The organism is Streptomyces sp. NPDC008150 (genome assembly GCF_042956945.1).
Classification (GTDB): Bacteria; Actinomycetota; Actinomycetes; order Streptomycetales; family Streptomycetaceae; genus Streptomyces.
Genome location: NZ_JBIBHJ010000003.1, coordinates 116426 through 134609, shown reverse-complemented (window position 1 = coordinate 134609; position 18184 = coordinate 116426). Strand labels below are relative to the sequence as shown.

The window sequence follows — 18184 nt, the reverse complement described above, 5'->3', positions numbered from 1 at the left end:
CCGGATCCGGCGTTCGTGCCGGTCAGGAGCTGTTGTCCGGTGCCGCTGCCCGGAGCTCTCAGACCGAGAACTTGATCAGCGCGACAGGCGCCGAGGTGGGTTCCTTGGAGCCGCCCGCCGGTTCGACCGTGATGCCCATGGCCGAGGCCACGCCCACCTTGCCGTCCATGAGCACGGCGTCCGTGGCGCGGCCGGCGTTCAGCAGGCCGGCCGGGCGCATCGTGCCGTCGTCGTCGAACCAGAGCTGGTAGACCTTGCCGACGGCCGGGGTCTTCAGCCCGGCGCCGACGAAGACGGCCTGGTCGCGGCTCTGCGACACCACCACGGTTCCGGTGCCGCCACGTGCGACGGGGCCCGAACTGGTCTTCGCGTCGGGGGCACTCAGGACGGCGGCGATGCTGTCGACGCGCTGTTCGGCGCTCTCGGCCTGCTGCCGGGCGTCCTCGGCCCGCTGGTGCTGCCACACCGCGACACCGCCCAGCCCCACGGCGGCCGCCAGGCAGGCGGCCAGCGCGAACCGCGGCAGCCGCCGCGCACGGCCGGGCCCCCCGCGACCGCGGGCACCGGGAGCGGTGCGCGGCCCGTCCTGGCGTACGGCGGTGATCCGTTGCAGCACCTGCTGCCGCATCTCGGGCCGTGGTTCGGCAGCGACCGCCGAGCCCAACCGGGCCGCCGTGGCGGTCAGTTCGCGTACCTCCTGCGCGCAGGCGTCGCACTCGCCGAGGTGGGCCTCGAACTCGCGGCGCTCGTCGTCCCCGAGTGCGTGCAGGGCGTACGCGCCGGTCAGCGTGTGCAGCTCGACGGTGGTCATGCCGTCACCCCCAGGCAGTCGCGGAGCCGGATCAGACCGTCCCGCAGCCGGGTCTTGACCGTGCCGAGCGGCAGCGCGAGCAGCTCGGCCACCTCGCGGTACGTCAGGCCGCGGTAGTACGCGAGCGTGACGGACTGGCGCTGGAGGTCGGTCAGCGTGCGCAGGCAGCGCCGCACCTGTTCGCGTTCGAACTGCGCCTCGACCTGCTCGGTCACCTCGTCGTACTCGGGGCTGCGGTCCAGCAGGGCCGCCTTGTGCTCCCGGGCGGCGGACGCCTCGACGGACCGGACGCGGTCCACCGCGCGGCGGTGGCCGAGGGTGAGGATCCAGTTCATCGCCGAACCGCGGTCGGAGCGGAAGCGTGCGGCGGTGCGCCACACCTCGACGAGGACCTCCTGGGTCACTTCCTCGGACTGGGCGCGGTCGCGCAGGACACTGCGCACGATCCCCAGGACGGGGCCGGCCACGGTGTCGTAGACGGAGGCGAAGGCGTCCTGGTCGCCCCGTGCGACGAGGCCCACCAGTTCCTCCAGGTCGGGTCCCGGCGACGGCCGTGACCCAATGTGCACGGGCTCTCTCACGCTTCCATCCTCCCAGCGGCAAACACGTCCACCTGTCATCCGTTGCCGCGGACCTTCCGGCTTGGCCGCGTGGGCATCTGTTTTCGGCGGGTTCCGAAAGAGGTTCGAAGGAGGAGGGAGGGCGGCCGCGCGCGTGCCCGCTCGCCGTCGCCGAAGGGGCCGCGCGACGGGCAGGAGTACGGTGAGGGGCGAAGACCCCCGTGCGGCGGCGACCGGACCTGTTCGGTCCGAACTCGTCAGCGCCGTACGGCAGACACGGGCCGCGGTCCGGCCCGGGGCAGGTTCCGTCCCATGACATCCGACGTCGACACCACGCACCGGGGCTGGTCACCGGCCCCCGGCCGCCCCCGCTGATCCCGTCCCGTCCCCGCGTTCCGCGTGCGTGCCCGCCCGCGAACGCGAAGAGGCGCGGCCCCGGACCCCGGTCGTGCCGTCCTCCCCGAAGCGGGGCCGGCCGACGCCGGTTCGCCGGACGTCAACAGGCCGCCCCTCGTCACCCGCTGTCGGCCGACGACACGTCCGGACCGCCGCCGCGCGCGTTGTGCAGAACGCGACCGCCGTGATCACGGCGGTCGCGGGGCGCGCACACGCCGTGCGCGGACCCGCGCGGTCCGTCGCACGCGCACCGCGCACCCATCCTCGGAACTGGAGCCATCATGACCTCCGCACCGTCCCCCTCGTCCCCCTCACTGCCCACCCCGTCCGCCGCCCGGCTGGTGCTCGCGGCACAGCCGTCGCACGCCCACACGGCCCGCCGCATCGACGGCGCGTGGTGGCCCCGGTCGTACGACCTGGAGTCCGAACTGCCCGCCCTGGTCGGCGAACTGCCGCACGCCTGGGGCCAGATCGGCAGCATCATCGTCAACGGCGGTCCCTGGACCGCGTCCCCCGGTCGGCTTCTCGTCGCCAACCAGGTGGTACGGCTGCGGCGCTCGGAGTCCCCGCGCGGTCCGCACACCGTGTGCCTGCTGGCGCCGGGCCGGGGCCGCTGGGACCTGCTGGTGGTTCCGCCGACGACCACGGAGGAGGAGGCCCGGCGGCTGATGGCCGCCGCGGTCGAGGACCCGGCGGTCCTGGTCGCCGCGGACGACCTCGTCGACGCCGTGGACCTCGTCGACGAGGACGACCTCGTCGACGCGGCGCTCACCGACGCGGACGACCTCCACGACGCGGCGGCGGACGCCGACCCGGCGGGCGGCGAGCGTCTGCCCCGGCAGGGCGGCGAGCCGGCCGCCGTCACCGGGAGCCGCAGCGGCGCCTGACCACCCGCCCACCGCGCGACCAGGCCCGACGGGACCGTCCGGCGCGGCCCGTCGCGGCCGTCCGGCACGTGGTCCTGTTCGTCAGTGCCGTGCCGTGCCGCGGCGAGGGCGGGCGCTCCGAGCGCACGAGCGTCAACGACCGCTCCGGCGGCCTCCGTTCGCCGCTTCCGCTGTGCGGTGCGGTGCCGGGGCGCGGGAGCTGCGGAGCAGGGGGTACGTCGTCAGCCGACGGTGTGCCCCTCGCCCGTGGACGATGCCTCCGCGCGGTCGATGCGTTCGCGCAGGGTCGCCGCGAACTCCTCGGCGCGGTCGAGCTGTTGGCGCAGGTCGGCGACGCGCCGGGCGGCGATCTCCTCGTACGCGCGGACCCTGGCGAGCAGTTGCGCGCGGCCGGGCGCCGGTTCCGGAGCCGTGTCGGCGCCGCCGGCCGCGACCGGCCCCGTCGCCCGCGCAGGTTCCGCGACGTCGCCCGCGTCGAGGCGGTCCGTCGCGTCGAGGAGGTCGCGCATCTGGTCCAGCGTGAAGCCGAGCGGCTTCATCCGGCGCACCACCATCAGGCGCTGTACGTCCGCCTCGGTGTACAGCCGGAAGCCGCCCTGCGAGCGGGCGGACGGGACGACGAGGCCGGTCTCCTCGTAGTGCCTGATCGTCCGGAGGGAAAGCTCGGTGCGTGCGGCGACCTCGCCGATCTGCACGTGCGTCCGGTCGTGCGGCCGCGTGCCCGTGGCGGTCGGCCGGTGTGTGCTGTCCACGCCCTGATCAGGCCCTTCGTCCCGGCGCCCCCGCGTCCGCGGACGAGCCCTCACCGATCACTTTTCGATCCCTACCCTAACGTTAGGGTAGGGTTGCCCGCGGTCGAGGGGCGCGGCTGTGCCCCCCGCCGGGCCGACGACGTCCCGCAGGTGCTCCTCCGCTCCGACTCCCCAGCCTCAGCCCCCGCCGCGTTCCCGTCGTCCGTCGTGTCCGCGCCCGAGCACGACAGGTTCTCGATCTTGCCGATCACTCCCCGTTCGACGGCCGCGCGACAGGGCCCGCAGCCGGGCGCCCCGGGCGCCCCGGGCTCTCCGAGTGCCCCGGCCGTGCTCGCCGGCCTCCGGGGCGGGTCGTGGCCGAGGCGCCCGCGCCGCCCCGACTGGTTCTCGCCGAAGGTCGCCCGCGTCGAGGTGCTGGCCGGGCTCGTGGTCGGACTCGCGCTGATCCCGGAGGCGATCTCGTTCTCCGTGATCGCCGGAGTCGACCCGAAGATCGGCCTGTTCGCCGCGTGCACGATGGCCATGGTGATCGCGTTCGTCGGCGGCAGGCCCGCGATGATCTCCGCGTCCACGGGTGCCGTCGCCCTGGTGGTGGCGCCGGTCGCCCGCGAGCACGGCCTGGGCTACCTGATCGCGACGGTCGTCCTGGCCGGTGTCCTCCAGATCCTGCTGGGCGCGCTGGGCGTGGCGAAGCTGATGCGGTTCGTGCCGCGCCCGGTGATGGTCGGCTTCGTCAACGCGCTGGGCATCCTGCTGTTCAAGGCGCAGATCCCGAACCTGCGCGACGTGCCCTGGGCGGTCTACCCGCTGGTCGCCGCCGGTCTGCTGCTGATGGTGTTCTTCCCGCGCGTCACCCGGGCCGTGCCCGCGCCGCTGGTGTCGATCGTCGTGCTGACCCTCGTCACGGTCGCCGCCGGGATCGCCGTGCCCACCGTCGGCGACAAGGGCAGGCTCCCGTCGTCGCTGCCGGTGCCGGGGCTGCCGGACGTGCCGTACGACGTGCACACCCTCACCGTCATCGCCCCGTACGCGTTCGCGATGGCGCTGGTCGGGCTGATGGAGACGCTGATGACGGCGAAGCTCGTCGACGACATCACCGACACCTCGTCGAACAAGACCCGTGAGTCGGTCGGCCAGGGCGTCGCCAACATCGTGACCGGCCTGTTCGGCGGCATGGGCGGTTGCGCGATGATCGGCCAGACGATGATCAACGTGAAGAACGGTGCCCGCACGCGCCTGTCGACGTTCCTGGCCGGGTTCTTCCTGCTGGTGCTCTGCATCGTGCTGGGCCCGGTCGTCTCACGGATCCCGATGGCCGCGCTGGTCGCGGTGATGGTCCTGGTGTCCGTGGGCACGTTCGACTGGCATTCCGTACGTCCCTCGACGCTGCGCCGGATGCCGGCCGGCGAGACCGTCGTCATGGTGGTCACCGTGATCGTGGTCGTCGCGACCGGCAACCTGTCGATCGGCGTCGTCGTCGGTTCCGTGCTGGCCATGATCGTGTTCGCCCGCCGGGTCGCGGACCACGCGGACATCACCTCCGTGACCGACCCCGACGGCGGCCAGGTCGTCTACGCGGTCACCGGCGCCCTCTTCTTCGCCTCCGTCAACGGGCTCGCCGACCGCTTCGACTACGCGGGCGACCCAGCCCACGTGGTCGTGGACCTCTCCGGCGCCCGGATCTGGGACGCGTCGTCGGTCGCCGCACTCGACATGGTGACGGCGAAGTACGCGGCGCGCGGCAAGACGGTCGAGATCGTCGGCCTCGACGAGCCGAGCGCCCGGATGCACGGGACCCTGTCCGGGGAACTGGCCGCGGGCCACTGACGCCGGGCCATCGACGGCGGGCCATCGACGGCGGGCCGTTGCCGCCGGGGCAGCCGACGGCGGCGCCTCACCGACGGCCGCGCGCCATTGAAGGGCCCCGGACAACGGGTACGGCCCCCCGGCGACCACGGCCCCCCGGCGACCACGGCCCCCCGGCGACCACGGCCTCCCGACGACCACGGGCCCCCACGACCACCGCCCCCGGCGACCACGGCCCCCACGACCACCGCCCGCTCACCGGGGCGGGCGGCGGGCCCACACCTCCCGGGCGCCTGCGTCCTGCGCCACCGCGTCGACCACGGGGGTGCGCGCCGCCTCGCCCAGCTTCTCCCAGCCCCATGCGTGCAGGGTCTCGGCCGCCGCGGGCGAGCGCTCCTCGCCCGCGGGCGGCTCCACGGCCGTCAGGACCAGGTCGGTGGTGAGCCGGGAGAGCAGCAGTTCGCCCAGCCGGGTGGCGATGCCGCGCCTGCGGTGCGTGGGCAGGACGACCAGTTCGATCAGCAGGAACGTCCGCCGGGCGGCGGTGAGGGCGCGGATCTCGTCGGGCAGTTCGTCCTCCGCCGCGGCCAGCCCGTCGCCCCACGCGGCGGACATCCACCCGCTGTCGGGTGCCGCCCGGTACCCGTAGGCCCAGCCGACCGGGCCGCCGTCCGCGTCGGCGACCGCCATGTCGAACCCGGGCCGCTGCACGTGCTGTTCGAACCGGAGCAGGAACGCCTCCCGGTCGTCGCGCCCGTCGCCGGTGTCGCCCCCGCGGCGCGCCCGCACGTGAACCTCCGCGAGGGGGGCCCGCTGCTGCTCCGCCTGCCACCGGGACAGCCTGCGCAGGAACGCCTCACTCATGGGAACCTCCTCCGGCCGCGAACACCCCGGCCCACCGTGACCCGGGGACCGGTGGGCCCCCGCGGTCGAACACACCTGTGCCGCACCGGTCCCGCCGCACGCGGAGAGGATCGGAGGGGACCAGTACATCGTCCAGGCAAGGCAGTTGGTACGGAAGTCCCAACGCCCGTGTGAGGGAAGCCGGATCGCGGCCGGGCCCCGCACGGTGGACCGGTGCCGACGCAACCGCGGCGACGGGGCACAACAGCCCCCGCCCGCCCCGTCTTTGCCGTCTCTTTACAACCCGCCTCCCGGCTGCCTCGTCTCTCCTCCCGATCCGTCACCGGCCGGCCCGTCGCCGGCCCACGAAGAGGGAGCCTCATGCGTCGCCGAACCGCCTTCACCGTCACGTCACTTGCCTGCGCCGCGCTGTTCGCGGGTGCCGCGCCGGCCCTCGCCGACGGGACGAGCCCGTCCCCGGTCCCGTCCGTGCGGCCGACCGCCTCCCCGGCCGCCACCCGCACGCCCACCACCGCACCGAGCGCCGTGCCGTCTCCGGTGCCGAGCACGGCGACCCGGAGCGCCGAGCCGACCAGGGCCCCCTCCCGCGGCCAGGTCTCCGCGGTGCCGAGCGGCGCGCCCGACACCGGCGTGACGACGTCCGCCACGTCCGGATCCGCCTCGGACGGCGCGCTGGTGGGCGGCGGGGCCGCGCTGCTCGTCGCGGCGGGCGCGGTGACCTTCGTCGTGCGCCGCCGCCGGACGACCGGGGCATGACGGCACTCTCCCGCCGCGCCCTCGTCACGGCGACGGCGGCCTCGCTGCTGACGGCGTGCGCGGGCACCGGGACCCGTACGGACACCGGTCCCGGCACGGGCGCCGGGACCGGTACGGACACCGCCGGGGGTGCGGCGGCCGGTTCCCCAACGGGCGCCGGGACCGCGGGATCCACTGCCCGACCGGCCAAGTCCCCCTCGCCGCTGCCCCGTTCGGTGCCGACGAACCTGCGCGTCCCGGCCATCGGCGTCAACACCCCTTTGCTGAAACTGGGGTTGGCGGCCGACGGCACCGTCCAGGTGCCGCCGGTGACCGCGCACGACCGCGCGGGCTGGTACGCGTACTCGCCGACGCCGGGCCAGACCGGCCCCGCCGTGCTGCTCGGGCACGTCACCGTGGGCGCGTACGGTGACGGGGTCTTCCGCCACCTGGACAGGCTGCGCGCCGGCGACCGGATCGCCGTACGCCTGCGGAGCGGGCGCGAACCCGAGTTCGCGGTCACCTCCGTACGCACGGTCGCGAAGGCGGAGTTCCCCGTCGAGGACGTCTACGGGGACGTGGCGCGGCCGGAGTTGCGGCTGATCACCTGCGGTGGACCGCGCACGGGGGACGGTTATCGGGACAACGTGATCGTCTTCGCCAGGCTGGTCTGACCCCCGCACCGGAACGGCCGGGCCCTCGGGCCCGGCCCTGCGAACCCCGACCACGGAGAACGTTGGAGAGCGTTGAAACGGTCCCGCGACAAGGCAGCGTCCGAGCTGTTCGCCGCCCTCTATCCGCGTCTGGCCGGCTGGTGCCGGCGGCTCGTGGACGACGACGGGACGGCGCACGAGATCGCGTCGGAGGCGTTCACGAGGCTGTGGGCCCGCTGGACGTCCGTGGAGGAACCGCGCGGCTTCCTCTACGTCACGGCGGCCAACCTGGTCCGGGACCACTGGCGCCGCACGGAGCGCGAACGCAGGGCGATGCGCCGGGTCACCGCGGAGGCGGCGGTGCGTCCGCACGACGAGCAGGCCGACCCGTCCGTCCGGCTGCTCGTACAGTCGCTGCCGGAACGGCTCCGCGTTCCGATACTGCTGCACTACTACGCCGACATGCCGGTCAGGGAGGTTGCCGTGCTGACCGGACGCAAGGAGGGAACCGTCAAGGCCGACCTCCACGCGGCCCGCGAACTGCTCCGCGTCCACCTGAGGAGAAGCGTTGACCACACTCTTTGACGGCGACGGCGACGGCGACGGCGACGGGGACGGCGGCTGGGGCGGCGCTGGTGGCGGCGACCGGGGCCACGACGACTGGCCCGGTCTCGAATCCCCGTACGGTCAGGACGAGTTCGGCCCCGACGACCCGCTGGCGGTGATCCTGCGGCCCCCGGCCACCCACCTCGGGCCGCCCCCCGGCCGCTACGAGGCGGTACGCCGGGCCGCCGGCCGCCGGCGCCTGGCGCGTACGGCGATCGGCGCGGGCGTCACGTGCGCGGCGGCGCTCCTGGCGCTTCTGCCGCTGCGCACGTCCGCGTCGCACGATCCCGCACCCCCGCTGGCCCCGCCCCCGGCGAGCGGCCCGGCACAGGACAGGACGACGGCGCCGCAGCGGTCCGCACCGCCGACGCGCGGCCCGGCCCCCGTCTCGCCGGTGCCGACCGCGTCCACGCCCGGTACGCCGACGTCGAGGCCGACCTCGGTCCCGGACCCGGACCCGGACCCGACCCCGTCTCCGTCGCGTTCGTCCGCGTCGTCGTCATCGAGGTACCCGACGACGTCCCCCTCGTCGACACCGACCGCGGTGCCGACGCGGGGGACGGCGGAGACCCGGGCGACGGACCGGCCCCGGTAACGCCCGGGGCGGTAGCGCCCTCGCCGGTCAGGCGCGCGGACGCTCGAAGGTGAGCAGCAGGCCCTCGACCGCGCCGGGACCTATGCGGCCCTTGACGTCGGCGGAGGTGATGGCCTTGAGGCCCCAGCCGTCCTCGGCGTGCTTGTTGAGGACCTTCTCCAGCTTGTCGCTGTCCAGCGCGTCGCCGATCAGCGATTCGCGGAAGCTGACGACCTTGTACTCGTAGGTGTAGGGGCTGCTCATGCGGTGGAACCTCCTGCGGACCGGCGTGAACCGTCGTCGTGGGTGAGACGGCCGGAGCCAGCCAATCATCCCCGTCGCACGACATCGTCGACGGCCCCCACTTGCAAGGGAGTTGGGCAACGGCCACCGCCCGGCCCCGTCACCCGCACGCGAAGTGCCGCCGCCCGGCACGGTTCGCGGGGCGGCGGTGCGTTCGGTCCCCCTTTCGGACGGGACGCGAGCGCCAACGGGTGTGCTTCGTGCGTCAGTTGTGAGCTGGCGGCCACAACACTGGTTCACCCGACGGCCGGTGCCCCCATGGCGTGAGCGATCGTCTCCCGCAACCACCGCTGGGCGGGGTCCGCGTCGAGGCGGGCGTGCCAGAGCTGGCGCACCTCAAGTTCCGGCAGCGCGACGGGCATCGGGAACCAGCGCAGCCCGAGGGCCGTCCCGTGCTGCTCGGCGAGCCGCTGCGGTACGAGGCCGACGTGCCGACTGGTCGCGACCAGCAGGAACGCGAGAGCGAACGTCGGGACGACGGCCGCCACGTGCCGCCGCAGCCCGGCCGCTTCGAGGGCGTCGTCGAGGGGCCCGCGTGCCCGGCCCCGGCGCGACGCGGAGACGTGCGGGTGACGGCACAACTGCTCCGGTGTGGGCGCCCGGCGGAGCCCCAGCGGACTGTCCGCGCGGACGACGCCGACCAGCCGTTCCCGGTACAGCGGGGCGGACCGCAGGTCGGGGGAGGTGACGTCACCGGCGCCGATGTCCAGGTCGACGCTCCCGTCCCGCAGCGACTCCACGCTCTCGTTGCCCTCCGCGACGAACCGCAGCGTCACGCCAGGCGCGACCGCCGTGGTGGCCTCGACGGCGGCGGTCACGAGGGTCGCGGCGACACCGTCGTTGATGCGGACGGTGAAGGTGCGCCGGAGATCGGCGACGCTGACCTCACGGTCCTCCCTGGTCAGGGCGGCCGCCTCGTCGAGCAGCGAGCGCACCCGGGGCGCGGTGCGCAGGGCGAACGGGGTCGGGGTCATGCCGCGCCCGGCGCGCACCAGGATCGGGTCGCCCATGGCGCGCCGGAGCCGGCCCAGGGCGCGGCTGGTCGCCGGGACGGACAGGTTGAGCCGCTCGGAGGCCGCCGTGACGCTGCTGTCCTGAAGCAGGGCGTCGAAGACGCGCAGCAGGTTCAGGTCCAGGAGTTCGCCGGGGCGCGGGGCGGACGCCGGTCCGGTGCCGGGTCCGGTGCCGACCGGGGGCACGCGCGGAGAGGCGGGCACGCGCGGAGCAGTGGGGGCCATGGGTTGCATCGTACGCAATGCTGCATTGTCAAAGTTGCGTGGCGGGAAGAGGCCGCGTGTTCCTAACGTCGTCGTCATGCCCCTCGACGACATCGCCGCCCCGGCGACCCGCGCCCCACGCCCCTCCCGTTCCCCACGCCCCATCCGCCCCGCCCGGCCACCCACCGCGGCCACCGAGGCCACTGCGACCCCCGCCGACCGGCGCGGCGTGACGGCGCTCATGTGCGCCTGCGTCGTGCTCGTCGTCGGGGCGGTCGCCGCCGTCAACCTGGCGGTCCCGATGCTCGCCGCGAGCGGCCTGCGCCCGTCCGCGTCGGCGCTGGTCTGGATCGTCGACCTGTACGTCGTCCTCTTCGCCTGCCTGGTCATACCCGGCGGCGCGGCGGGCGACCGCTACGGGCACCGGCGCGTCCTGCTCGGCGGCCTGGCCCTGTTCGCGGCGGGCGCCGCGGTGTCGGCGGCGGCGCCGGGCACGGCCGTGCTGCTCGCCGGCCGGGCGGTCACGGGCGTCGGCGCCGCCGCCGTGCTGCCCAACACGCTCGCCGTCCTGCTGCACGCCGCCCCTCCCGCCCGCAGGGGCGCGGCGACCGCGACGTGGGCGTCGATGACGGGCATCGGCGGGGTCGCGGGCAACGTCGGCGGCGGTGCCGTCCTCGCGGGCGGCTCGTGGCGCTGGCTGTTCGCGGCGGTCGTGCCGGTGGCGCTCGTGCTGGCCGTGCTGGTGAGCCGGTGCGTACCGACGACACCCCGCCACGCACGTCAACTCGACCTGTGTGGAACGGTGTTGCTGATCGCCGCGACCGTCGCGCTGCTCGTCGGCATCGTGCAGGGGCCGGAGTCGGGGTGGGGCAGCGGGGTCGTCGTCGCCGGATTCGTGTGCGCGGCGGGCCTGTTCACGACGTGGACGCTCGTGGAGCTGCGCACGGCCCAACCCCTGCTGGATCCACGGCTGTTCCGCCTCCCGACGCTGCGCAGCGCGTGCCTGGGCATGACCGCAGTCTTCTTCGGGATGTTCGCGCTGTTCTACGTCAACGCGTCGTTCCTCCAGTACGCCAAGGGGTACGCCGTCCTGCGCACCGGCCTCGGGATCGTCCCGCTGACCGTGCCGATCGTCCTCGGCGCCCGGTACGTCGGCCGCCTCACGCGGCTGGCGGGCCTCGACACGGTCCTCGCCCTCGCCTTCGTCACCGTCGGCGGCGGCCTCCTCGGGCTGTCCACGGGCGGTACGGGCACGTCGTACGCCGAGTACGCGGCCTGGCTGCTGGTGACGGGCACCGGGGTGGCCCTGGCGCTGCCCGCGCTGTCGGGCGCCATCGCGGGCGCGCTGCCGCCGGACCGCGCCGGGGTGGGGGCCGGACTCCAGGCCACGACAAGGGAGTTCGGCAGCGCGCTGGGCGTCGCGGTGGCCGGCACGGTGCTCACCGCGCGGTTCACGGCCGCCCTTCCCGCTGACCTCCGCGCCGGCCACGCCGCGCACACGGTGGCCGGGGCACTGGCGGCGGCACCCCCGGACCGGGCGCACGACATCGTCACGGCGTTCGTCGCGGGCACGGACGGCGGCCTGCGGGTGACGGGGGTGACGGTGCTCGTGGCGGGCGCCCTGGTGGTGGCGGAGTCCCGGCTCTCCCGGAGGAGAGCGATGCGGGCCGCCCCGCCGCGCGAAGCGGAACGAGCACGTCACGCGAGTCCGACCAAGGAAGCAGAACAGGAAAGAAGGAATTGACCATGAAGATATTCGTCACCGGAGCCACCGGCTGGATCGGCTCCACCGTGGTGGACCAGCTCCTCGCGGCCGGCCACGACATCACCGGCCTCGCCCGCTCCGACGACTCCGCCGCCGCCCTGTCGGCGAAGGGGGCGCGGGCGCTGCGCGGCGACCTGGACGACCTCGCGGGCATCCGGGCGGGCGCGGAGGCCGCGGAGGCGGTCGTCCACCTCGCGAACAAGCACGACTTCGCCGACCAGGCCGCCACCAACCGTTCCGAGCGCGGCGCCGTGCAGGCCGTCGGCGAGGTGCTCGCGGGCTCGCACCGCCCGTTCGTCGTCGCCGCCGGCCTGGCCTTCCTCGCCCCCGGCCGCACGGCCACCGAGGCGGACCGGTCGCCCTTCCACGGCGTCGATTCCCTGCGCGGAGGGAGCGAGAACCTGGCGCTGGAGTTCGCGGAGAAGGGCGTCGGCACGGTGGTCGTACGCTTCGCGCCCACCGTGCACGGCGCGGGCGACCACGGGTTCCTGGCCGGCGTGGTCGCGACGGCCCGCGCGAAGGGTGTCTCCGCGTACGCGGGCGACGGCGCCAACCGCTGGGCCGCGGTCCACCGCGAGGACGCGGGCCGGGTGGTCCGGCTCGCCCTGGAACGCGGGGTCCCGGCGGGCACGGTCATGCACGCGGCGGCCGAGGACGGCCTCCCGTTCCGCGACATCGCGGAGGCGGTGGGACGGGGTCTGGGCCTGCCGACGGCGTCGGTCCCCGTCGACAACGCGGCCGAACACTTCGGCTGGCTCCACAAGTTCGCCACGGCGGACATGTGCGCGTCGGCCGACGCCACCCGGACCCTCCTCGGCTGGACCCCGACGGGCCCGACCCTGGAGGAGGACCTGGACAGCGGCTGCTACTACCGCTGACGGAGGGACGGACAGAAGGAACGGGAACGGGAGCGGGCGCGGCGCCGTCAACACGGGCCGCGCCCGCCCCCGTTCCGCCGCGCGCCGTCGCCGTCGCCGTCGCCGTCGCGTCCCGTCTCAGGCCAGGTTCCGCCACACGGTCATGTCCATCTCCACGAAGCTGATGCCGGGGGTGTCCCACATGGCGGTGGACTTGATCTGGACGACGAGGAGGGCGATGTCGCCGGAGGCGTTCCGGACGCAGATCTCGCTGCCGCTCGCCACGACGTTCAGGGTGAGGCTGTGGGCCGTTGCCCCGTCGAGGATGCTGCGGCAGCTTTCCAGCGTCGCCCCCGGCTTGTCGTAGGACAGCCCGATCACACTGCTGGGACTGGTCAGTTCGCAGCCGATCTCCTTGCAGTCCATACGGATGTCGCCCTTGCGGTCCTTGCGCGCGACCGGCTCGGTGAACGACAGGGAGGTCTTCTCGTCCAGGTCCTGCAACGCGTAGGGGAAGGCACGGACGGACGCCGACGCGGTGGGAGTGGGAGTGGGGCGGGGATCAGGGCCGTCGGACGTCTCCGAGGTCTCCCGGCCGCCCGAGGACGTGGCTCCGGTGCCCGCCGCCCGGGACCCGGAAGCCTTGGTCCCGGCGGTGCGGGACTCCGCGGCGGTCGTCGCCGTTGCCGAAGGCCCGCCCGGATCAGCGCTGTTGGTCGTGCTCGACAGCTGCCGCAACGAGACCACCAGGACGGCCAGCAGCAGCGCACCCCCGAGCACGGCCGCCCCGATCGCCGCCGCGCGCTGCCGCCGGCTCCACCGCCGGCCCACCCACTCCGGCTGCTGCCAGGCGGGCGCGGGCACGGGCATCGGCGCGGGGTACGGCGGCCCGCCCCCGCCCGGCGTCCCGGGGCCCGGGTAGCCGTAGTTGGGCACGTACGCGGGGGCGGGACCGAACCCGGAGGGCGGGGGCGGGGGCACCTCCGTCTCGGGCCCGAGGAGCTCCTGCCAGACGGCGGGCCCGGCGCCTTGCCCCGTGTCGGCGTCGGCGTCGGGCCCGAGCCGCTCACGGCACCACTCGACGACCTCCGCGAGGCTCGCCCGGCGCGCCGGGTCGTTCTCCAGGCACCGGGCGATCAGGGGGCGGACCCGCTCGGGCAGGACGGAGAGGTCGGGCTCGGAGTGGACGATGCGGTAGAGCACTCCGGCGGAGGAACCGCTCCCGTACAGCGGCTCGCCCAGCGCGGCGTACGCGGCCGTCTGCCCGAGCGCGAAGACGTCGGTGGCGGCGGTGACCTCACCGGCGGACGCCTGCTCGGGGGCCATGAACTCGGGGGTGCCGACGGCCGCGCCGACGGCGGTGTGCGAGGTGACGTCGGCGGTCAGCGAGATGCCGAAATCGATGACGCGGGGACCGTCGGAGGCCAGCAGGACGTTGGACGGTTTGAGGTCCCGGTGCACGATCCCGGCGCCGTGAATGGCCTGCAACGCCTCGGCCACCCCGGCCATCAGCCAGAGCACCGCGTCCACCGGCAGCGGCCCGCGCCGCCCGACGGCCTCGGCGAGCGAGGGGCCGGGCACGTACAGCGTGGCCAGCCACGGCGGCACCCCGTCGGCGTCGGCGTCGAGCACCTCGGCGGTGTACGCGCCCCGGACCCGGCGGGCCGCCTGGATCTCCCGGCCGAACCGTCTTCGGAAGTCGGGGTCGTCGGCCAGCTCGGGCCGGATCACCTTGACGGCGACGGGCCGCCCTCCGAGCGTGTGGGCCAGATAGACCCGCCCCATGCCCCCGGCCCCGAGCCGGGCGACAATCCGATACCCGGCCACCTGCGACGGGTCCCCCGCCCGCAACGGCCGGAACACCTCACGCACACCATCCACCGAACCGCCCCGTCCCCTCACCCCACGCCGCCCCAACCCCCATGATCAGACGGCGGACAGCAGCCTAGAGGTTGCACCGGACGGGCCTGAGCCGGGACCCGACCGAACGCCGGGGTCCGGCCCCGGCGGCGCGGGGCCCCGGCGGCCGGTGGTGCGGCCGGCGCGATCGACGGCCGGGGCGCCGCGTCACCGCACCGGGAACCCGCACGCGTACCCCTGCTCCCTGAGCCAGGGCAGCACCCTGCGCAGTGCCTCCACCGTCTGGTCGCGGTCGCCGCCCGCGTCGTGGAAGAGGATCGTCGGGCCGCTGGGCAGCTCCCGCTGGACGGTGGCGACGATGGCGTCCACGCCCGGCTGCTCGAAGTCCTTGGTGTCCACGTTCCAGCCCAGCGGACGCATGCCCCGCGAGGCGGCGAGCCGGCGGCTGTAGGGGGTGAACGCCCCGCCCGGGGCGCGGTAGTACATCGGCCGCACGCCCCCGGACGCCTTGGTGATCATGCGCTCGGCGTCGAGGATCTCCTTCGACTGGTAGGCCTCGGACTTCTTGTCCATGGTCGTGTCGTGCGACACCGTGTGGTCGCACAGTCGGTGCCCGGCCGCGACCACCTGCTTGACGAGATCGGGGTAGGCCTGCGCCTGCGTCCCCACCATGCAGAACGTGGCCTTGACCCCGTGCTCCTTGAGCACGGCGAGCACTTGAGGGGTCCACGTGGGGTCCGGACCGTCGTCGATGGTGATGTTGACGCCGTGGGCGCCCTTGTCGGAGGCGTGCGCGATGGTCACCCCGACGGCCTTCGCGGCGGCACCCGGCGAGGCCGAGACGGCCGCGCGCGGCGAGGAGCCGCCCAGATCGCCGGCCTGCGCGGTCCACACGGAGGCACCGGCGGCCAGCAACGTCACCCCGAGCGCGGCCGCAGCCACCTTGCCGTACCAGCCCCGCCCGCCGTTGTGCCGCGCCATGTCCGCCCCGTCCCACCGCAGTTGCCACCGGCCCCGGCCGGCTCCCGATCACCTGACATGACGAGAGAAGACGCCCGGAGGCTCCGCCCGTTACGGACCACGAACAATTCCGCAGGGGTTCGCGGACAACCGGGGGAGGGGGCGCACGGCACGGCGGCGCCGAGCACCCGCAGGGCCGACGAGGCCGCACCCTGCGGTCCGCACTCCCGTCGCCCGCCGGGTCCGCGTCGCCGTAGGCGTCGTCGGGCCGGGCCACGGTGCCCGTGACGAGCCCAAGTAACGCGTCCGGCAAGCCGGTTCGGTGCGCTCGTCCGCAGTCGGGTGGTCGGGCGTGCCTGCCTGCGGGCCGACGGGACCGGGTGTGAATTCGCGTCGGATCGGAGGCGCCGGTAATCGCCGGTGTTCGCACATGAGCCGCGCTATTCTGACCCGGCAGTCCGTCCCGGACTGCCGGGCCCTCGATGGGCCGGCTTCTCCATGACTGCGGCGGCACCGCCGCCCGACCCGTAGATGGGTGCGGTGTGAGCGAGCAGAACAGCGTTGAGGCGGAACTGGCCGATCTCCGGGCGGTCGGTCCCGACGAGGTCCTCCGCATGGACGCGCCGGTCGTGACGGCGTCCATGCGCCGCCTGCTCCGACGAATCGACGACCCGGCAAGCAGCATGGGCGGCTACAACCCACAGCGCGGCGAGTAGCCCGGCGCCCCGGACCATGCGTCGCCGTGCGGCCCCGATGTCCTGATGCGACATACCTGGAACTGGAATGCGCGTGGAAGCACAACACCATCGGCTGGGTGGGGCGGAGTACCACGAGCTGCTGCGCGGTGAGGGCGGGCCCGGCGCGGTCGCCCTGCTCGGTGCGGGTGAGCGCAGTTGGCGGCTGCTGCTTCTGCGGGCCCTGGTAGATGCCGCCGACGCTTCGCAGGACGCTCCCGTCGGTCCGCTGCCCGCGCTGAGTGACGGCTGGCAGCTGCTGACCCGCGCCTGGCGGACTGCCCCGGCCGAGGTCGAGCGGTTGCTGCTGTACCCGGCGGTGGGCACCTGGGCCGCGCACGCCCTGCGAAGGGTGCGCGGCACGGCCCGGGGCGACTCGCCGCTTTGGGTGGAGACCGGGCACCTGCACGCGGTGGCGGCCTCCGCCGCCGCGCTCGCCGGCCTCGACTTCCGTACGGCGGTGCCTGTCCGGGACGGCTGGGCGGTGCTGCCAGGTCTCGGCGGAGCGGAAGTGACGCACTCCGGGTGCCGCTGGGCGGCCACCGAGGTGGTGGGCGCCGCCGGTGCCGTCCGGGTCGGCCCCGTCCGGGTAGCGGCGGAAGGCTGGCGCGGACTGCGTGAGCTGCGCGCGGACGGCTGCACCCTGCTGCTCGACGACATCGACCCGTACCGCGGGCTGCGGGAGCCGCGCACGCCGGACCCCCTGGATTCCGCAGACCGGTGGGAATCGCTGTTCGCCGAAGCGTGGCCGCTGCTGGTCCGCGACGACCCGGAGGTGGCTCGGGCCATGGGTGCCGGGCTGCGCTCGGTGGTTCCCCTGCCCAGGTCGGAACGGTATCGCCCGCACAGCGCCTCCTCCGGGGACGCCTTCGGTGCCGTGGTCGCCACCGAACCCGACGACGCCGAGCAGTTCGCTTGCACGCTCGTTCACGAGTTCCAGCACCACAAACTCGGCGCCTTCATGCACCTGTTCACCTTGTACGAGGACGGGGGGAAGGATCGGTACTACGCGCCTTGGCGCGACGATCCGCGCCCCCTCGGCGGGCTCCTCCAGGGCGTCTACGCGTTCTTCGGTGTCACGCGGTTCTGGCGACGTCGGCAGGGGGACCTGGGGCGGTTCGAATACGCCCTGTGGCGCGAGCAGACGCTCATCGCGCTGCGCGGCATCCACGGCGCGGAACGCCTCACCCGGATGGGCAGCGACCTGGTCGACGAACTGACCCGGTGTCTGGCCTCCTGGCAGGACGAACCGGTAGGAAGCAGGGCCCGGGAGGCGGCGGCGGTGGCGGCCGCCGATCACCGGGCCACCTGGCGGGCGTACCACGTGCGTCCGCAGGCCGACGCGGTGGCGGACGCAGCCGACGCCTGCGGCGGCGCGCGCCGCTTCTCGGTCGAACTGCCGACCGCCGGGGACACGATCGTGCCGGCCGCCCTTCGGCGCGGCCTGGACACGCGGGCGGTGCTGCTGCGCAGGTCGCTCGCCGACGACGCATCGGCATTGCGGGGCCTGGCCGTCGAGGCGGTCGAGGGCGCGTGCCCGGAGGACCTGGCTCTTGTCGGGGGCGACCACGAAACGGCCCGCACCCGCTTCACCGAACGGATCCTGCACGGGCCGGACCCCGAGGCATGGTCCGGCCTCGGCCTCGCGCTGCGTGCCCAGGGGCATCCGGCGGCGGACGTGCTGCTGCGGCGCCCGGAGTTCGTGATGGCCGTGCACGCCGCACTCGGCGGTGACACCGACCCCGTACAACTGGCCGCCGTCTTTCGCCACTGAGCCCGTTCCCCATCGACGGCCTCCGTCGCTCCACGCCCCGCCGGTCAGCGTTCGGCCGTGGGCACCGGGG

The 18184-nt window shown here is 74.7% G+C and carries 18 protein-coding genes; 10 read left to right on the top strand and 8 right to left on the bottom strand.

What is annotated here, in order from left to right:
- Positions 1-58: 58 nt before the first annotated feature.
- Positions 59-811, bottom strand: coding sequence for an anti-sigma factor domain-containing protein (locus ACFZA0_RS09910; RefSeq protein ID WP_391013793.1), 753 nt, complete (start codon positions 809-811; stop codon positions 59-61).
- Positions 808-1392 (bottom strand): ECF RNA polymerase sigma factor SigK, encoded by a 585-nt coding sequence (locus ACFZA0_RS09905; RefSeq protein ID WP_391013791.1) that lies wholly within the window; start codon positions 1390-1392, stop codon positions 808-810. Before ACFZA0_RS09905 ends, ACFZA0_RS09910 begins: the two co-directional genes overlap by 4 nt.
- Before the next feature lie 656 nt (positions 1393-2048).
- Between ACFZA0_RS09905 and ACFZA0_RS09900 the strand changes: the two genes are divergently transcribed.
- Positions 2049-2654, top strand: a complete 606-nt coding sequence (locus ACFZA0_RS09900; RefSeq protein ID WP_391013789.1) for a DUF5994 family protein — start codon at positions 2049-2051, stop codon at positions 2652-2654.
- A gap of 221 nt (positions 2655-2875) precedes the next feature.
- On the opposite strand, the gene ACFZA0_RS09895 is transcribed toward ACFZA0_RS09900, so the two are convergent.
- Positions 2876-3349 carry a MerR family transcriptional regulator gene (locus tag ACFZA0_RS09895; RefSeq protein ID WP_391014417.1) on the bottom strand — a complete coding sequence of 158 codons (474 nt, stop codon included), beginning with the start codon at positions 3347-3349 and terminating at the stop codon, positions 2876-2878.
- Positions 3350-3733: 384 nt separating this feature from the next.
- Here ACFZA0_RS09895 and ACFZA0_RS09890 point away from each other — a divergent pair, with 384 nt between their 5' ends.
- Positions 3734-5233, top strand: a complete 1500-nt coding sequence (locus ACFZA0_RS09890) for a SulP family inorganic anion transporter (protein ID WP_391013787.1) — start codon at positions 3734-3736, stop codon at positions 5231-5233.
- Positions 5234-5467: 234 nt separating this feature from the next.
- Here the strand turns inward: ACFZA0_RS09890 and ACFZA0_RS09885 are convergent, their stop codons facing one another.
- A complete protein-coding gene (locus ACFZA0_RS09885) occupies positions 5468-6076 on the bottom strand; it encodes a hypothetical protein (protein ID WP_391013785.1) in 609 nt (202 codons plus the stop codon).
- 360 nt (positions 6077-6436) lie between these two features.
- Here ACFZA0_RS09885 and ACFZA0_RS09880 point away from each other — a divergent pair, with 360 nt between their 5' ends.
- From ACFZA0_RS09880 to ACFZA0_RS09865, 4 genes are all read left to right on the top strand, one after another.
- Complete coding sequence (locus tag ACFZA0_RS09880; protein ID WP_391013784.1) at positions 6437-6832, top strand: sortase-dependent protein; 396 nt, start codon at positions 6437-6439, stop codon at positions 6830-6832.
- A complete protein-coding gene (locus tag ACFZA0_RS09875) occupies positions 6829-7485 on the top strand; it encodes a class F sortase (protein WP_391013782.1) in 657 nt (218 codons plus the stop codon). The genes ACFZA0_RS09880 and ACFZA0_RS09875 overlap by 4 nt, the downstream gene beginning before the upstream one ends.
- Positions 7486-7557: 72 nt before the next feature.
- Positions 7558-8049 carry a sigma-70 family RNA polymerase sigma factor gene (locus tag ACFZA0_RS09870; protein ID WP_391013780.1) on the top strand — a complete coding sequence of 164 codons (492 nt, stop codon included), beginning with the start codon at positions 7558-7560 and terminating at the stop codon, positions 8047-8049.
- Positions 8033-8665 (top strand): hypothetical protein, encoded by a 633-nt coding sequence (locus ACFZA0_RS09865; protein WP_391013779.1) that lies wholly within the window; start codon positions 8033-8035, stop codon positions 8663-8665. Before ACFZA0_RS09870 ends, ACFZA0_RS09865 begins: the two co-directional genes overlap by 17 nt.
- 27 nt (positions 8666-8692) lie before the next feature.
- On the opposite strand, the gene ACFZA0_RS09860 is transcribed toward ACFZA0_RS09865, so the two are convergent.
- Entirely contained in the window at positions 8693-8908 is a 216-nt protein-coding gene (locus ACFZA0_RS09860; protein WP_391013777.1) for a DUF4177 domain-containing protein, read from the bottom strand.
- A gap of 275 nt (positions 8909-9183) precedes the next feature.
- On the bottom strand, positions 9184-10185 hold the full coding sequence (locus tag ACFZA0_RS09855) for a LysR substrate-binding domain-containing protein (RefSeq protein ID WP_391013775.1): 1002 nt from the start codon (positions 10183-10185) through the stop codon (positions 9184-9186).
- A 76-nt stretch (positions 10186-10261) separates the two neighbouring features.
- Here ACFZA0_RS09855 and ACFZA0_RS09850 point away from each other — a divergent pair, with 76 nt between their 5' ends.
- Both ACFZA0_RS09850 and ACFZA0_RS09845 read left to right on the top strand, forming a co-directional pair.
- Positions 10262-11908 (top strand): MFS transporter, encoded by a 1647-nt coding sequence (locus ACFZA0_RS09850; RefSeq protein WP_391013773.1) that lies wholly within the window; start codon positions 10262-10264, stop codon positions 11906-11908.
- Between the two features lie 2 nt (positions 11909-11910).
- Positions 11911-12807, top strand: a complete 897-nt coding sequence (locus tag ACFZA0_RS09845) for an NAD-dependent epimerase/dehydratase family protein (protein WP_391013771.1) — start codon at positions 11911-11913, stop codon at positions 12805-12807.
- A gap of 117 nt (positions 12808-12924) precedes the next feature.
- Here the strand turns inward: ACFZA0_RS09845 and ACFZA0_RS09840 are convergent, their stop codons facing one another.
- Both ACFZA0_RS09840 and ACFZA0_RS09835 read right to left on the bottom strand, forming a co-directional pair.
- Complete coding sequence (locus ACFZA0_RS09840) at positions 12925-14667, bottom strand: protein kinase (protein WP_391013769.1); 1743 nt, start codon at positions 14665-14667, stop codon at positions 12925-12927.
- A gap of 186 nt (positions 14668-14853) precedes the next feature.
- Positions 14854-15627: a polysaccharide deacetylase family protein gene (locus tag ACFZA0_RS09835; protein ID WP_391013767.1), complete on the bottom strand. Its 774-nt coding sequence runs from the start codon at positions 15625-15627 to the stop codon at positions 14854-14856.
- Between the two features lie 521 nt (positions 15628-16148).
- Between ACFZA0_RS09835 and ACFZA0_RS09830 the strand changes: the two genes are divergently transcribed.
- Positions 16149-16322, top strand: coding sequence for a hypothetical protein (locus tag ACFZA0_RS09830; protein WP_391013765.1), 174 nt, complete (start codon positions 16149-16151; stop codon positions 16320-16322).
- Positions 16323-16395: 73 nt separating this feature from the next.
- Positions 16396-18114, top strand: coding sequence for an aKG-HExxH-type peptide beta-hydroxylase (locus ACFZA0_RS09825; protein ID WP_391013763.1), 1719 nt, complete (start codon positions 16396-16398; stop codon positions 18112-18114).
- The last annotated feature ends 70 nt before the right edge of the window (positions 18115-18184 follow it).

Bases quoted from the DNA above. Each gene is read 5' to 3' on its own strand.
- ACFZA0_RS09910 (WP_391013793.1), bottom strand. From the start codon at position 811: ATGACCACCGTCGAGCTGCACACGCTGACCGGCGCGTACGCCCTGCAC.
- ACFZA0_RS09900 (WP_391013789.1), top strand. From the start codon at position 2,049: ATGACCTCCGCACCGTCCCCCTCGTCCCCCTCACTGCCCACCCCGTCC.
- ACFZA0_RS09885 (WP_391013785.1), bottom strand. From the start codon at position 6,076: ATGAGTGAGGCGTTCCTGCGCAGGCTGTCCCGGTGGCAGGCGGAGCAG.
- ACFZA0_RS09880 (WP_391013784.1), top strand. From the start codon at position 6,437: ATGCGTCGCCGAACCGCCTTCACCGTCACGTCACTTGCCTGCGCCGCG.
- ACFZA0_RS09875 (WP_391013782.1), top strand. From the start codon at position 6,829: ATGACGGCACTCTCCCGCCGCGCCCTCGTCACGGCGACGGCGGCCTCG.
- ACFZA0_RS09860 (WP_391013777.1), bottom strand. From the start codon at position 8,908: ATGAGCAGCCCCTACACCTACGAGTACAAGGTCGTCAGCTTCCGCGAA.
- ACFZA0_RS09855 (WP_391013775.1), bottom strand. From the start codon at position 10,185: ATGGCCCCCACTGCTCCGCGCGTGCCCGCCTCTCCGCGCGTGCCCCCG.
- ACFZA0_RS09850 (WP_391013773.1), top strand. From the start codon at position 10,262: ATGCCCCTCGACGACATCGCCGCCCCGGCGACCCGCGCCCCACGCCCC.
- ACFZA0_RS09845 (WP_391013771.1), top strand. From the start codon at position 11,911: ATGAAGATATTCGTCACCGGAGCCACCGGCTGGATCGGCTCCACCGTG.
- ACFZA0_RS09835 (WP_391013767.1), bottom strand. From the start codon at position 15,627: ATGGCGCGGCACAACGGCGGGCGGGGCTGGTACGGCAAGGTGGCTGCG.